This window comes from Listeria cossartiae subsp. cayugensis (assembly GCF_014229095.1).
Lineage (GTDB): Bacteria > Bacillota > Bacilli > Lactobacillales > Listeriaceae > Listeria > Listeria cayugensis.
Genome location: NZ_JAARZC010000001.1, coordinates 43,320 through 57,966 on the forward strand (window position 1 = coordinate 43,320; position 14,647 = coordinate 57,966).

At 37.6% G+C, this 14,647-nt stretch carries 15 protein-coding genes; 4 read left to right on the plus strand and 11 right to left on the minus strand.

Annotated elements, in window-relative coordinates:
* Positions 1 to 13: 13 nt before the first annotated feature.
* The 4 genes from HCB49_RS00195 to yidA form a co-directional block, all read right to left on the minus strand.
* Positions 14 to 1,099, minus strand: a complete 1,086-nt coding sequence (locus tag HCB49_RS00195) for a leucine-rich repeat domain-containing protein (protein WP_185603699.1) — start codon at positions 1,097 to 1,099, stop codon at positions 14 to 16.
* 132 nt (positions 1,100 to 1,231) lie between these two features.
* Positions 1,232 to 1,855, minus strand: a complete 624-nt coding sequence (locus HCB49_RS00200) for an SMI1/KNR4 family protein (protein ID WP_185603701.1) — start codon at positions 1,853 to 1,855, stop codon at positions 1,232 to 1,234.
* A 3-nt stretch (positions 1,856 to 1,858) separates the two neighbouring features.
* Positions 1,859 to 3,295, minus strand: coding sequence for a glycoside hydrolase family 1 protein (locus HCB49_RS00205; RefSeq protein ID WP_069891947.1), 1,437 nt, complete (start codon positions 3,293 to 3,295; stop codon positions 1,859 to 1,861).
* 120 nt (positions 3,296 to 3,415) lie between these two features.
* A complete protein-coding gene (gene yidA, locus HCB49_RS00210; RefSeq protein WP_185502978.1) occupies positions 3,416 to 4,228 on the minus strand; it encodes a sugar-phosphatase in 813 nt (270 codons plus the stop codon).
* Positions 4,229 to 4,363: 135 nt separating this feature from the next.
* On the opposite strand from yidA, the gene HCB49_RS00215 reads away from it, so the two are divergent.
* Complete coding sequence (locus HCB49_RS00215; protein ID WP_185502979.1) at positions 4,364 to 4,867, plus strand: GNAT family N-acetyltransferase; 504 nt, start codon at positions 4,364 to 4,366, stop codon at positions 4,865 to 4,867.
* Positions 4,868 to 4,903: 36 nt separating this feature from the next.
* On the opposite strand, the gene HCB49_RS00220 is transcribed toward HCB49_RS00215, so the two are convergent.
* The 4 genes from HCB49_RS00220 to msmX all read right to left on the minus strand — a co-directional run bounded on the left by HCB49_RS00220 (position 4,904) and on the right by msmX (position 8,732).
* On the minus strand, positions 4,904 to 5,566 hold the full coding sequence (locus HCB49_RS00220; RefSeq protein ID WP_008946683.1) for a Crp/Fnr family transcriptional regulator: 663 nt from the start codon (positions 5,564 to 5,566) through the stop codon (positions 4,904 to 4,906).
* Positions 5,567 to 5,830: 264 nt separating this feature from the next.
* The gene (locus tag HCB49_RS00225) at positions 5,831 to 6,673 is read right to left on the minus strand and encodes a ComEC/Rec2 family competence protein (RefSeq protein WP_185603702.1); all 843 of its coding nucleotides are present in this window, start codon (positions 6,671 to 6,673) and stop codon (positions 5,831 to 5,833) included.
* A gap of 16 nt (positions 6,674 to 6,689) precedes the next feature.
* Positions 6,690 to 7,511 carry an HAD family hydrolase gene (locus HCB49_RS00230; protein WP_185603704.1) on the minus strand — a complete coding sequence of 274 codons (822 nt, stop codon included), beginning with the start codon at positions 7,509 to 7,511 and terminating at the stop codon, positions 6,690 to 6,692.
* A 120-nt stretch (positions 7,512 to 7,631) separates the two neighbouring features.
* Positions 7,632 to 8,732, minus strand: coding sequence for an oligosaccharide ABC transporter ATP-binding protein MsmX (gene msmX, locus HCB49_RS00235; RefSeq protein WP_185603706.1), 1,101 nt, complete (start codon positions 8,730 to 8,732; stop codon positions 7,632 to 7,634).
* Between the two features lie 290 nt (positions 8,733 to 9,022).
* On the opposite strand from msmX, the gene nrdD reads away from it, so the two are divergent.
* The 3 genes from nrdD to HCB49_RS14285 all read left to right on the plus strand — a co-directional run bounded on the left by nrdD (position 9,023) and on the right by HCB49_RS14285 (position 12,638).
* Positions 9,023 to 11,173 carry an anaerobic ribonucleoside-triphosphate reductase gene (gene nrdD, locus HCB49_RS00240; protein WP_185480813.1) on the plus strand — a complete coding sequence of 717 codons (2,151 nt, stop codon included), beginning with the start codon at positions 9,023 to 9,025 and terminating at the stop codon, positions 11,171 to 11,173.
* A complete protein-coding gene (gene nrdG / locus HCB49_RS00245; RefSeq protein ID WP_003722900.1) occupies positions 11,166 to 11,717 on the plus strand; it encodes an anaerobic ribonucleoside-triphosphate reductase activating protein in 552 nt (183 codons plus the stop codon). Before nrdD ends, nrdG begins: the two co-directional genes overlap by 8 nt.
* 600 nt (positions 11,718 to 12,317) lie before the next feature.
* Entirely contained in the window at positions 12,318 to 12,638 is a 321-nt protein-coding gene (locus HCB49_RS14285) for a hypothetical protein (protein ID WP_221644008.1), read from the plus strand.
* Between the two features lie 66 nt (positions 12,639 to 12,704).
* On the opposite strand, the gene HCB49_RS00255 is transcribed toward HCB49_RS14285, so the two are convergent.
* The 3 genes from HCB49_RS00255 to HCB49_RS00265 form a co-directional block, all read right to left on the minus strand.
* The gene (locus tag HCB49_RS00255; RefSeq protein ID WP_185603710.1) at positions 12,705 to 12,932 is read right to left on the minus strand and encodes a hypothetical protein; all 228 of its coding nucleotides are present in this window, start codon (positions 12,930 to 12,932) and stop codon (positions 12,705 to 12,707) included.
* 80 nt (positions 12,933 to 13,012) lie between these two features.
* On the minus strand, positions 13,013 to 13,684 hold the full coding sequence (locus HCB49_RS00260) for a Crp/Fnr family transcriptional regulator (protein WP_185502988.1): 672 nt from the start codon (positions 13,682 to 13,684) through the stop codon (positions 13,013 to 13,015).
* A 160-nt stretch (positions 13,685 to 13,844) separates the two neighbouring features.
* Positions 13,845 to 14,624: a carbon-nitrogen family hydrolase gene (locus HCB49_RS00265; RefSeq protein ID WP_185603712.1), complete on the minus strand. Its 780-nt coding sequence runs from the start codon at positions 14,622 to 14,624 to the stop codon at positions 13,845 to 13,847.
* Positions 14,625 to 14,647: the final 23 nt, after the last annotated feature.

The following is a 14,647-nucleotide window of genomic DNA, read 5'->3' on the forward strand; positions in this document are numbered from 1 at the left end:
AGGCTGTTATTATTTAAGGAGTAACTGTTTGATAGACATTGACTGTGACAGAAGGGAAAGTTGGATATTGATTATTTAAAAAGTAAGCAGAATTATCGCCTGCATTTTCCCAAGTAAGTGTATCGTTTTGGTAAGTTCCTGGAGTGTACCAAACCCAATCATGTAATGTTACTCCAAGGTTATCTTTAATTACAATGTTAGTTGAATCACCAAGTGCAACATCTGGAAGGTATATATTTTGTCCAGTAGCGTCAAACAAATCTAAGTCGTGACTTGCCAATGAGCTGAAATCACTAATCTGATTTTCTTCTATTTGTATGGACTTAATGGTTGGAATGGTGCTGAGAGGTGTAACATCTTTAATTTGATTAAAATTAGCATCAAAGTATTCAAGTTTTGTTTTATTTCTTAATGACTCAATAGAAGTCAGTTGATTGCTTTCGGCATAAAAAACTTTGAGATTATCAAGTGCTGAAAGGACGCTGATGTCTGATACATTATTTGCTGAAATAGATAAATTGGTTAATTGGGGAGTATCTTTTAGCGCCGAAATATCGTTTAGTTGATTACTACTTAGATTTAATATCTTTAAATTAGTTAAATTTTCGAAGGATGGTAAGGTGGAGATTTGGTTAACACCTAGTTCTAAGTTATTTAACTTAGGTAAGTTCATTAGCGGAGTAATATCTGTAATTTGATTCTCGTTAAGTGATACAACTTCTAATTCTGTTAAATTAGCGAGATTCTCTAAGTTACTAATGTTGTTTTGGCTTAAATCTACCAATTTTAAGTTGTGTAAATATTCCATCCCTGTTAAATCTTCCACACCGAACGCCACATATACCATTGTTGTAATAGTATCTAGTTGTTCTTGGGTGACGACCGTATCCTCGGAAACACCTAGTTCCTGTGCGACTTTAAAAGCTAGAGCATCATCTGGAAAAATTTGATCAACCGTGGCTGGAGGTGCTTCTTGTAAACTTTTTTCTGGGGCAGTTGTAATGTCTGATGTAGCAGCATTTACTTCGACTTGCTCAGCTAAAGGGCTAAAACAAATCAAGGTCGTGCATGCAATACTTGCTAGAATAAATTTTTTCATGTCATCTACTCCTTTTCTATAATATAAATGGAGTATAGCATGCAAATTGTTAAACAATAAAAAGCAATCATATTTGAACATTACATAAAAAAACCGCTAAAAAAGAGTAGGCACTTTTTAGCGGTTTTTTCTTTATTCACTTGCTTCAATAGATTTATCTAACCATAACTCATACCATTCCAAAAAGTTTAAACGTTCTTCATTTCCAAAATAAAAATCAGGATAGACGCCATTGTCATTGTTCCTGTCATCGACCCAAATTTCTCCGTAAGAAGGGCCGTTTACAACAAGGTTAATCGAGACACCACAACCAAAATTAGCAATGCGCAGAAGTCCAAATACTTCTTTATCAGAAAAGCACAGTTCTTGCCAAGCATCATAATCTTCATCGGACATGCCTTCTTTATAACCAGGCGCATTCCAGTCATCTGTATGGGGAAAAGGCTTGCTCAGCGTTTGCACACCATACTTTTCATCCTTGTAATCAAGAGAAGAACAAAGCCCGTCCACTAGTGTTTCTAAACCATAGTAAGGACCCATTCCACCATTACCGATTTGCTCCAAAAATGCGCGATAACCTTGTGGTAAAGTTATTTGATGCTCATTTTCAAACGCAGCAATAGTTTGATTAGACAAAGGTTGATTGAGTTTATAGGCATGGCTTTCTGAACCAAATAAAGTCATATCGCCATCTTTTTCTTTTAAAGTAGTGATTTTGGCTTGGATTCTAGCTAGCTGATTTTGATATTCAGCCATACTTTATAAGTCTGCTCCATTAGTTTCGATCACTTGTTTATACCAGTAATAACTTTTCTTCGGAATACGAGTCATTGGCGCATCATCTTCCACATCACGATCAACATAAACGAAACCGTAACGTTTTTGGTAGCCGTTTAACCAGCTTAGAAGGTCTGTGAAGCTCCAAGTACAATAGCCTAACATATCAACACCGTCACTGATTGCATCGCGAATAGCAGTTGCGTGCGCGCTCAGATAGTCAATACGGTAGTCATCGTTTACTTCGCCATCTACTAATTTATCAAATTCACCTAAACCATTTTCCGTAATTAAAATTGGTAAAGCATAACGGCTGTTAATACGACGAAGCGCAATTTGTAAGCCTTTAGGGTCGATTGTCCAATCCCAGTTCGTTGTTTTTACGAAAGGATTAACAACTTTTTTGTAAACGCCAGGGATACCAGTTTCTTTTGTGCTGCCTTTTTTACCAGTGAAGTTCATTTCGTTGTTTTGACCAACACCATCAAGTGGGTTGTAAGCAACAGTTGCGGATTGGTAGTAGTTTACGCCCATGAAATCTGGTTTTGCAGACGCAAGTAGTTCCATATCGCCATCTTCAATAACTGGCGCAATATCGTTTTCTTCTAAATATTTCCAAACAGCTTTCGGATAACGACCAAAAGCATACATATCCATCCAGAAATAACTATTTAATTCTTCTGCATCATCGGCAGCTTGAACGTTTTTAGGATCTGTGTCGATTGGATAATGTGGTGTGTAAGCAAAACTTGGTCCAATTTTTCCATCAGGAACGATTTCGTGGAAAGCTTTGATAACACTTGCATTAGCTAAGTTCGCAATGTGGTTTACTGCGTACATTCTTTTTGGATCGCTAACTTTTGGTGGGTGAAGCGCTTGACCATAACCCATACCAACAAAGATATTTTGCTCGTTCAAGGAAACCCAATATTTCACGCGGTCACCGTAACGTTTGAATAGTGTTGTGGAATAATTTGTGAAATCTTCAATAACTTGGCGAGATTCCCAACCACCGTATTCATCAAATAATGCTTGTGGGATATCCCAGTGATACAACGTTACAAGCGGTTCGATGTCATATTTAAGCAACTCATCAATTAAGTTATCATAAAATTTCAATCCAGCTTCATTCACTTCGCCTTTACCATTTGGGAAAATACGAGTCCAAGCAATGGAGAAACGGTAAGCTTTTAGGCCAGCGTCTGCCATTAGTTTTACGTCTTCTTTATAACGGTGATAATGGTCAACAGCGACATCGCCATTAGTACCTTTGAAAGTAGTTCCGGGAATGCGGACATATTCGTCCCAAACTGATTTACCTTTGCCGTCTGCATCCCATGCTCCTTCGATTTGATAAGCTGCAGATGCAGAACCCCATAAGAAGTCTTTCGGGAATGGTGAACGTTTTTGATGTTCCATTTAATATAACCTCCATTAAAGCGATTTTTATTAAAAAACTCTACTAATATATTTTAAAGTATATTCTTTTAAAAAGATAGTTAAAAAATGCAGATTCGAAAAGGAATCTGCGTTTTTGTTTTATTTATCCAGCACGAATTTTTGAATCGCTTTTGCGACACCACTGTCATTGTTCGAAGCAGTCGTATAATCAGAAAGTTGCTTAATTCTTTCCGGAGCATTGCCCATCGCAATACCAAGTCCAGCGAATTCAAGCATCGTAACGTCATTTTCTTGGTCGCCAATACAGATAACTTCACTTTGCTTAATGCCAAGTTTTTCGGAAAGTTCTTTGACCGCATTACCTTTACTAGCATCACGATTCAGAATTTCTAAGTAGAAAGGGGTGCTGCGAACTAAATGATATTTTTCGCGGAAAGATTCCGGCATTTTCGCAATACCAGCTTCTAGTTCTGGCGCTTCTTCAATAAACATTGCTTTCGACATAATAAAATCTTCCGGCACGTTTTCGATTTCTTTATAAATCAATTGGCTACCAGTAAGATATGCCTCAACAATTGTATATTTGCCAATTTCGCGGTTTGGCGTGTAAAGTGCTTTGTCATCAAAGAAATGCATGTGCAAATTGCTATCTAAGCTCACTTGATAAATATCTTTTAAGTCTTCGATACCAAGCGTTAAGTGAGAAATAACTTCTTTTGTAAAAGTATCTTGAACGAGTGCGCCGTTAAAACTAATAACGTAATCGCCTTCTTCACGTAAATCAAGTTCTGTTAAATAATTTTCTACGCCAACAAGCGGGCGTCCAGTACAAAGAACCACTTTTACACCTTTTAATTTAGCTTGACGAATGGCTTCTTTTACTTCATCTGTAACCTTATGATCATCTGTTAGTAGTGTTCCATCAATATCAATCGCAATTAATTTATACAATATACTAGCTCCTTTTCCATCATAAACTCATTCTAGTATAGCATAAATTCGGATGGATTTGCGGCTATCTATTGAAACGACAAGGAATTTATGGCATGATTGATTTGGAAACTTGATAAAGAAAAGAGTGAAATAATGAAACGTAATTATCATGTGAAATTTTTAAATGAAAAAGATGTAGAACTTGCAGAGGCTGTTTGCGCGGCATCCGAAGATTATTATTTAATTGAACAAGATAAGCCCGCATCGAAAAATGATGCATTAAAAATTATCACTGAAATTCCAAACGGGAAAACACGATTCGATAAATTCGTGCTAGCAGTATTGGATGAAAATGAAAAACCAATCGGCTTAGTAGATATCGTTTCCGATTACCCGAGAAAAGGTCGCTGGTTTATCGGCTTGCTCCTTTTAACTCCAGATGCTCGTCATAATGGCCTTGGGAAAGTGCTTCACCAAACCATCAAAGAGTGGGCTAGTGACGGCGGGGCAGATTCTTTAGCGTTAGGCGTTTTAGCGGAGAATGAAAAAGGTCGTGGATTTTTTGAACACCTTGGTTACAAGAAAGAAGAAACAAAACAAGCTAGTTATGGTGGAAAAGAGCAAGAAGTTAGCATTTTCGCTTTAGCTATTAAATAAAAAAAGGATGTAGCTCATTAAGCTGCATCCTTTTTGTTAATCTACTGCATTATTTTTTTCTAATAGAGCGTCCATATTAACGCGCCATTGTAATTTTACTTTTGAAATAATACCCGCTTCTTTTAATTCTTTCAGTTGAGAATAGAAGAATGCTTTGGAAAGGGTACAGTAATTTTTAATAACAGTCGTGCTAATTGCTTTCGGTAATGCAGCTACACCGTTTTCTACATCAATATCAAGAATTTTGACAAGCATTTCAAAAACAAAAGCTAATTGATCTTTTTTATCGCGATATTGTATAAGTGATTTGTAATAACCATGTTTCGCAATGGCTCTCATAATAGTATATTGAAAACCAAAATTTTCAGGGAAAAGAGATAATGAATATTCAATATCTTTCTTTTTATATATGATGACTTCACATTCTGTTAACGTTTGATAAGTAAGTAAAAGTGGTGTGTTTTCGAAAATAGTATAGTACCCCATGAAAAAATTAGCTGAGAATATAGAATAAATTTTATCATTATCGAAATCAATGTATCCAGCTAATAAACCGGATTTTAGTAAATACACACAATCCTGATTGTCTGTTACTAAATCATTTAAAATGGTATGCTCAGGAATCGTGATGCTGTTGGATTTTAAATTGTATTGATCCATCATTGCAACAAACTCTTTGTGATTAAATGGATAGGCCATTTTTTCGCTTCGTCTCCTTCAGATTCAGTAGTGCTCACATGACTTTATTGTATCACCGTAAAAGTGCGATGAAGTACTAAAAACAGACTACTAAAGAATCTCTTTTTTATGAAAATACCCGTTTTAAGCCAATGTAACCGCAATAATTTTGCCACATTTAGCCTATTTATTGCTCAAAAAAGGTTAAGCACTACTCATTATTGAAAAAAGGCTCATAATAAAGTTTTCTCTTTATTATGAGCCTTTTGAATTTGGACATCGAAATTATTTTCCGATTGAATATGTGCTACCGTTACCTGTGATAACAATTGTTTTATTACGATCCGTTCGATAAACTTTTGCTTTTGCTTGGGTTAGCGTGCTGACAGTCTGGGAAGTGGGGTGACCGTAGCCATTTTTACCGACGCTTATAATGGCGTATTTTGGTTTTACGACATTAACGAAAGCTTTGCTAGTTGCAGTTTTCGAACCTTGTGTACTTACTTTAAGCACGTCAGCTCGTAATGTTTTTTTCGCTTTAATCATATCATTCTCTGCTTTTGTTTGTGCATCTCCTGTGAAAAGGAAGGTGTTTTTCTTATATGCGACATGGAGAACAGCGCTCCAATTATTTCGATCTGTTTTGCCATATGTTTTAACAGGACCTACAAACTGGGCATTTACTCCTTTGACGGGGAGTTTTACACCAGCTTTGGCGGTTTTTATAGCTAGTTTTTTCTTTTTCGCCGTATTCACAAAATCTTTGTATGCGGCTGTTGTGTTAGTCGAATTTGGTGCATAAAGGCTTTTTACTTTGATACTATTCATGACTTCCGGTAAGCCGCCAATGTTGTCAGCGTCTGAATGGGAGGCAATCATAATATCAATATCTTTTACTTTTAATTTCTTTAAATAGTTAACGACAATTTTTCCTTTGCCTTTGTTGCCGGCATCGATGAGGATATCTTCCCCACTAGGTGCTTTGATGTAAATGGCGTCCCCCTGGCCAACATCAATGAAATGTACTTTTATTGTTGGAGCAGCTGCTTCGACTTGGATAGAACCAGGTACCGAAATTCCCGTAATTAAAGCAAAAACCAACAATATGTTTAAAATCCCTTTTTTCATCCCTTTTCCCCTTCTCTTATGAAATGAATTCTTTTAGAAATTTGTAAACCCCATCTGCTTCATTCGTGTCAGTAAGATGACTAGCTACTGCTTTGACGTTATCACTTGCATTCGCCATCGCAACACCAGTTCCAGCATATTGTAGCATGCCAATGTCATTTTCGCCATCACCAAACGTAATAATTCTTTCACGCGGGATACCATAATGTTTCCCGAGCGCTTCAACAGCTGTTTTTTTGTCAGAATTAGCAGGAAGTATTTCTAAATTATCATGGTGAGAAGAGAGTACGCGGATGCCATTTGCTTCATTAAGAGCGGTGCGAACCTCGGTTAATTTGGACGCCTCATTTTCAGCAATAACAATCGCGTTTAAAAATTGGTGCATATTCTCATCAAAAACACTTTTATCATCAATAGAAACGAGCGAAAAACTCTTATGGCCCGTATCTAGGCGACTTTTATCCGCAAGTTCACGGAAGAAAGCAGGTGGTTCTTTTGTATAGAAAAGAGCGTTAGTGGAGAAGAAAAATAGTGGCAAATCAAAGTCGCTCATAATTTCGTAAGTAGAGCGGATTGCTTTGGTTTCTAAAGTCGTTTTAAGCAATTGTTCATCGCGAATAGCCGCATAAGAACCGTTCGATGCGATAACATGGCCAGAGTTGCTGACCTTAAAACCAACTTCACGAGCAGAAGGATACATTCGCCCTGTAGAAATAGAGAAAATATGGCCATCTTTTTCTAAAGTTTGAATTAAATCGCGCGTTTTTTCGGATACAGTTTGATCTTGGCGTAGTAACGTGCCATCAATATCGGAACAAATTAAATATTTTTCAGTCAAATAAAATCATCCTTTTTAGTTAATAAGCTAAGTATACCATGTGTGAATCGGGAATGATGCAATGATTTTTATCTGCGTATAAAAAAAGCCACCAAATTCGGCGGCTTTTTCATAAGTATATTAATCAGTTAAGTTATCTTCTGTTTCTGGATCAAAGAAGTGAGATTTAGACATTTCGAATGCTAAAGTCAGTACTTCGTTTGGTTGGTGTTCAGAGCGAGCGTCAACACGAGCTACGAATTCATGTGTACCAACGCGGCTGTGAAGCATAAATTCAGCACCAGTAAGTTCGGCAACGATTGTAGTTGCTTTGAACGTATAGCCTGGGTTTGCTTCGATAACGATTGGTTCATCATGGATATCTTCTGGACGAATACCGAAAACGATATCTTTGCCGTCGAATCCTCTGTCTTTAAGAAGTTTCAGTTTACCTTCTGGAACAGCGATAGTGAAGTCATCACCGATAAAGTTAGCGCCGTCTAAACGACCTTTGAAGAAGTTCATTGCAGGGCTACCAATAAAGCCGGCTACGAACATATTCACTGGGTGATCATACACTTGTTTTGGCGAACCAACTTGTTGGATAACGCCGTCTTTCATGATAACGATACGAGTTGCCATTGTCATTGCTTCTGTTTGGTCATGGGTAACGTAAATCATTGTCGTATCTAATTGTTGGTGAAGTTTTGTAATTTCCGCACGCATTTGCACACGTAATTTTGCATCCAAGTTGGAAAGTGGTTCATCCATTAGGAAGACTTTAGCGTCACGAACGATGGCACGACCTAAAGCAACACGTTGACGTTGACCACCGGAAAGTGCACTTGGTTTACGTTTTAAGTACTCTGTTAAGCCAAGAATATCCGCTGCGTGCTCCACACGTTTTTTAATTTCATCTTTCGGCATTTTACGAAGTTTTAAACCAAATGCCATATTATCATATACAGTCATATGTGGGTATAATGCGTAGTTTTGGAAAACCATTGCGATGTCGCGGTCTTTCGGTGCAACATTATTCATTACTTTGCCATCAATTGATAATTCGCCTTTAGAAATTTCTTCTAGTCCAGCAATCATACGTAATGTTGTAGATTTACCACAACCGGATGGTCCTACGAAAACGATGAATTCTTTGTCATCGATTTCTAAATTAAAGTCAGAAACTGCAGTTACTTTGTTATCATATATTTTATAAATATGTTCTAGTGATAATTGTGCCAACTTACTTCGCCTCTTTCTATTTTTTAACTTGTGTTCATTGTATATGAAAACGCTTCACAAAAACTATGGCAATTTGCACAAAGAAAAAATTCATCTGTTGGGCAAAGTGCATAACTACCAAAAAAATAAAAAGAAGTAAAGGGACAAAAGACCTTTTATGTGAAGGATTTTTCATGCGATTTAATTCTTTAGTCCCAATTCCAAAAAATCCTCAGATATCATTACAAAAAAGCTTTATCTTGTGTTATATTATTAAAGCAGACACAATATATAGTTAGTGGGGGATTATCATGTACGTGGAACAACTTAATGAACAGAAGGTAATAAAAAGGGATGGCCGTAAAGCTAACTTTGATTTAATTAAAATTCGTAATGCTGTCGAGGCATCAATGAAAGCAATTAATTTAGAGGACGAAACTTTCTTAGAAGAGATTTTGCTTGAGGTTGTAAGTGAATTACCTAACAAAACAGATATGACCATCGATGAAATCCAGCATTGCGTCGAAAATACTTTAATGAAATCGACGTATCCTGATGTAGCGAGGGCTTACATAGAGTACCGCCATGACCGCGACCATGAGCGTGAAAACATCACAGATATGCACAAAAGCGTAGAAAAATTACTACAAAAAGACAAAACAGTAGTCAATGAAAATGCCAACAAAGACGCGACTGTCTTTAACACACAACGCGATTTGACAGCAGGAGCCGTAGCCAAAAGTTACGCATTAAAATACATGCTGCCAAAACACGTATCCAATGCCCATTTAAAAGGAGAAATCCATTTTCACGATTTAGACTACAGCCCATACCACGCGATGACCAACTGTTGTTTAATCGACATCGAAGGAATGCTCAAAAAAGGATTTACGATTGGTAACGCCAACGTAGAAAGTCCGAAATCAATCCAAACAGCTACAGCCCAAATTGCTCAAATAATCGCAAACGTAGCTAGCTCACAGTACGGTGGCTGTTCTGTTGACCGCATTGATGAAGTTTTATCCGTTTACGCGCGTTTGAACTTCGAAAAACATAAAAAAGATGCGATGGAATGGGTCGTTCCCGAAAAACAAGAAGGCTATGCGGCAGAGAAAACACGTAAAGATATTTACGATGCCATGCAAAGCTTAGAATACGAAATCAACACATTGTATACAAGTAACGGCCAAACACCGTTCGTAACACTAGGTTTTGGTCTTGGTGAAGATTGGTTTGCCCGCGAAATCCAAAAAGCTATCCTAAACGTAAGAATTGGCGGCGTTGGCAAAGATAAACATACAGCCATTTTTCCGAAATTAGTATTTTCGATTCGCCGTGGAACTAATTTAAATGCAGCAGATCCAAACTACGATATCAAACAATTAGCGCTAGAATGCTCCTCAAAACGGATGTATCCAGACGTACTTAACTACGACTCGCTCGTTCGCTTAACAGGCGATTTCAAAGTACCGATGGGCTGCCGTTCTTTCTTACCAGCTTGGGAAAACGAAAATGGGGAACATGTAAACGCGGGAAGAAACAACCTTGGTGTTGTAACGCTTAACATTCCACGTATCGCTATCCAAAGTGGCGGCGATAAAGACCGTTTCTGGGAAATTTTCCACGAACGCATGAAAACAGTCAAAGATGCACTACTTTTCCGTTTAAATCGCGTACGCCAAGCACGCCCAGAAAATGCGCCAATTTTATATAAATACGGGGCATTTGGCAAACGACTACAAGACGGCGAAAATGTTGACCAACTATTCAATAAAGAACGCTCCACTATTTCTATCGGCTATATCGGTCTTTATGAAGCAGCAACTGTATTTTACGGTGGCGAATGGGAAGGCGATACTGAAGCGAAAAACTTCACGCTTGATATTTTAAAAGAATTAAAAGGCTATGCCGACAACTGGAAAGATGAATACGGCTACTGGTTCAGTGTTTACTCGACACCAAGTGAAAGCCTAACAGATCGTTTCAACCGTTTAGACAAAGAAAAATATGGTGTAATTAAAGACATCACAGATAAAGACTACTATCAAAACTCTTTCCACTACGATGTTCGCAAAAAAATCACGCCATTTGAAAAAATTGATTTTGAAAAAGAATATCCAGAATTTTGCTCTGGCGGATTCATTCACTACTGCGAGTATCCAAAAATGGTTCACAACACGAAAGCTCTTGAGGCTGTATGGGATTACTCTTATGACCGCGTAGCTTACCTTGGTACAAATACACCAATCGATAAATGTTACGAATGTGATTTTGAAGGCGAATTTGTCCCAACAGAAGAAGGCTTCAAATGCCCAAGCTGCGGCAATACAGATCCTGAAAAAGCAGATGTTGTAAAACGTACTTGTGGCTACTTAGGTAACCCAATGAAACGCCCAATGGTTCATGGACGTCACGTAGAAATTAGCAATCGCGTGAAACACATGGAGAACCTAGGTGAATAATCCAAAACCGTGTGAATGGAAGTCGAATGAATTATCTAGAGGGTATATCGCCGACTATAAAGCATTCAATTTTGTCGACGGGGAGGGCGTCCGGTGCAGTTTATATGTATCCGGATGTCCTTTCCACTGCGAAGGCTGCTACAACAAGGCCGCGCAATCATTTAAATACGGCAAACCTTACACAAAAGAACTAGAAGACGATATCCTAAAAGACATCGGCCATGAAAGCGTCCAAGGCCTAACGTTACTTGGCGGAGAACCATTTTTAAACACCGCCACATGCCTATCCGTCGTAAAACGAATCCGCGCGACATATGGCGAAACAAAAGACATTTGGTCCTGGACAGGCTACACTTGGGACGAAATGATGCAAGAAACCGCCGACAAACTAGAACTTCTATCCTTAATAGATGTCCTAGTAGACGGTCGCTTTGAACAAAAACTTTTCGACCCAAACCTAGCATTCCGCGGTTCCAGCAACCAACGAATTATTGACGTGCAGAAATCACTTGCTGCTGGTGAAGTGGTTTTGTATGAGTTGTGAAGGAAGCCCTCTGTGATGGAGGGCTTTTTTTCTTTTTTCAAACTTGATATACAAAGCCAATTTTACATTATCACCTCAAAAGTTTATAATTAAACCCAACAAACGCCTCAAAACCACCACGAAAACCACAGAACGGAAGTGTTAACTATCAACGGAAACTTTACTACAGATGAAAAAAATCAGCGGACATTTTTATTCCCGATGAAAGGGTTTAAGTGGCTTGTATTTGGAATGATTGTTGTAGCGGCGGTTTTTACGCTGTTAACTTATACAATCCCCAACCCAGATAAGATAACCATTCCAGAATCAGTCGAGTTGATTAATAATATAAGAATCGCTGTCTTCCTTACAATTTGCGTATGGATGTTACTAAGAATCGAGTACATCTTCCGCGCGAAAAAACCTTGGAAATATGGATTAGAGTATAGTATTTATTTTCATTTGATACCATGTCTAATAGCAATTTCAGCGATATTTTTTGTGTGGATTGGCTCTATTACTTTACTTGATAGTAATTATTTATTTTTATGTTTTTCCATTGCTACGAGTATTATGGTGGTATTATCATGCACTTTTTATTTTGTTTTTAAGAAGGATAAAATGGATACAAAAGGTTTTTTCATCATTCCTGCGGTGGGCATCATACTGAACATATATGCAGGAATTGTTGTGGGCGTGATGCTAAGCGATTTGTGGGGCGGCGTAATGCATGAAGGCTTGCGTGGTGGAGCACTAGTTGGTGTGTTTGTCGCGTGCCTTGTGTCACCTAGTATATTTTTAGGTGCGCTACCTGTTGTTATTTGTAATTTATACGCATGGATTACGGGGAAAGATATCAACCTTGATGAACGATATAAAAATGCTGATAATATTGATCCGAATAAAAACTATCCGCCGAATTTTGGTTTGAAAAAGAAATAAAAAAATATAGTGCGCCCCAAAATCTAACTTTTGGGGCGTACTATATTATAAACACGGTCACGAATACTATTCATCCTCTTGAAGTTCAACCAAGCAGTAATCTTGTATTTCTTTTGACATAGAATTAACTTCGATTTGTTCCTCAGCTATTACTTTGTCAATGAAGTCGCGGGCTTCTAATAGCGTGCAACCTGACATATTCATTAGTTCCTTCATAAAAGGTAAATAGTGTTTTTTAGCAAATTCCGCTTTATATTTTTCTACATTAACTTCAATATTTCCTAGCTTATACAATCTTTTTTACTCCTCTATAAATATAAAATAAAAACTAAACAGCTAATTCCTGATTACAATTCAAAACAGGGTGGCATTTTTTAATCAACAAATTGTCTATCTTTCACATAATCATACAATTCCTTACTCTTAACAACCCATTCTTTATCCTTTTTCCAAATCTTTCCTTGCTCTTTCAAAAGTGCCAATTGCTTGTAAAAACTGCTTTTTGATAGGTTGCTGTAGGCTGCGATAGTGCTGGTTCGCATTTCTCTTGGGAGGATAACACTATCTTTTTCATAGGGGGTTCCGTGTAACTTAGCGACATTAGCAAAGGAAAGCTCCAATTTGTCGGAAGAACTGGTCTCCGCGAAAAGGCTTTTGAAGAACGCATGTCGAGCCAAGTCGCGCATAATGAAAAACTGAAAACCGAAATTCTCCGGGAACATGGAAAGGAAATACTCTAAATCTTTGAAAGAATATTTGTAAATAGTACATGGTGAGATGGTTGTAAACAGAAAGTCGTCTACGTTTCCTTGGAATAGACTGTAGTAATTGACAAAAGAACCTTTGCCTAAGACTGTATAAATAGTATTTAATTGCGGATTCATCGAAATAGAAACGAAGCCTTCAACAATTAAATAGACATGATTATTTCGTTGTGTCGAGGTATCCACTAATTCTGTATGTTTTGGAATTTTTAACTTTTCGTATTTAATATTGCCTTCGTGAGAAAGTCGCACAAACTCTTTATAATTAAATAGTGCATCCATAATTAGCAGCTCCTTTACTTGTTTCGTTAACTATAATACATAATATCAAAATTAACAAAAATAAATTCACCTAAATTAGACCAAATTGCCGATTTTTTGTAGATAATATGTACATTTAATGAGAAAAGAGACAAAAATAGTATTTTGTCTCTTTTCGTATTTAGTAAAGTTCTGGGCGTCTGTCGGTGAAAACAGGGATAATTCCTCGTGTTTCCGCAACAAGATTCAAGTCGATCTCCGCATAAATATTTCCTTCTGTTTCACCGCCGTGAGCGACAATGTTTCCAAGTGGATCAATCACAAGTGAATGACCGTTAAAATGGTTATTAGGATCATCGCCAACTCGATTGACAGCAACGACGAAAGCTTGGTTTTCAATCGCACGTGCAATGAGAAGCTGTTCCCACTGAGTAACGCGCTCGGCTGGCCACTGCGCCGAAACAAAAATGACTTCTGAGCCTTCTGAAGTATGTTTGCGAATCCATTCCGGAAATCTAATATCGTAACAGATGAAACCGGCACAAGAAACGCCGTCCAGTCGAAATAGATTTTTATCATTTCCGGCTTCTAAATATAAATGCTCATTCATAAGCTGAAATAAGTGAACCTTCTTATATGAAGAAAGTAGTCCACCGTATTTATCAAAAGCATACATTGTATTTGAAAATTTGTTTCCTTCTGAGACAGAAACCGAGCCGCCGATAATAGCGATTTGGTGTTTTTCAGAAAGATCAGCTAAAAATTCTTTTGTTCTTTCCCCATTTAAATCAGCAACCCCAGCTAATTCATTTAAAGCATAACCTGTATTCCACATTTCTGGTAAAACTGCGATATCGGCCCCATTTTTTGCAGCTTCGATGATGGCTTTTTCAATCCGCGCATAGTTTGCATCTGGATATTTAAAAGCTACATCGGTTTGACATAATGCCAACTTCCACATGTTCTTCGCTCCCTTTTTCTTTT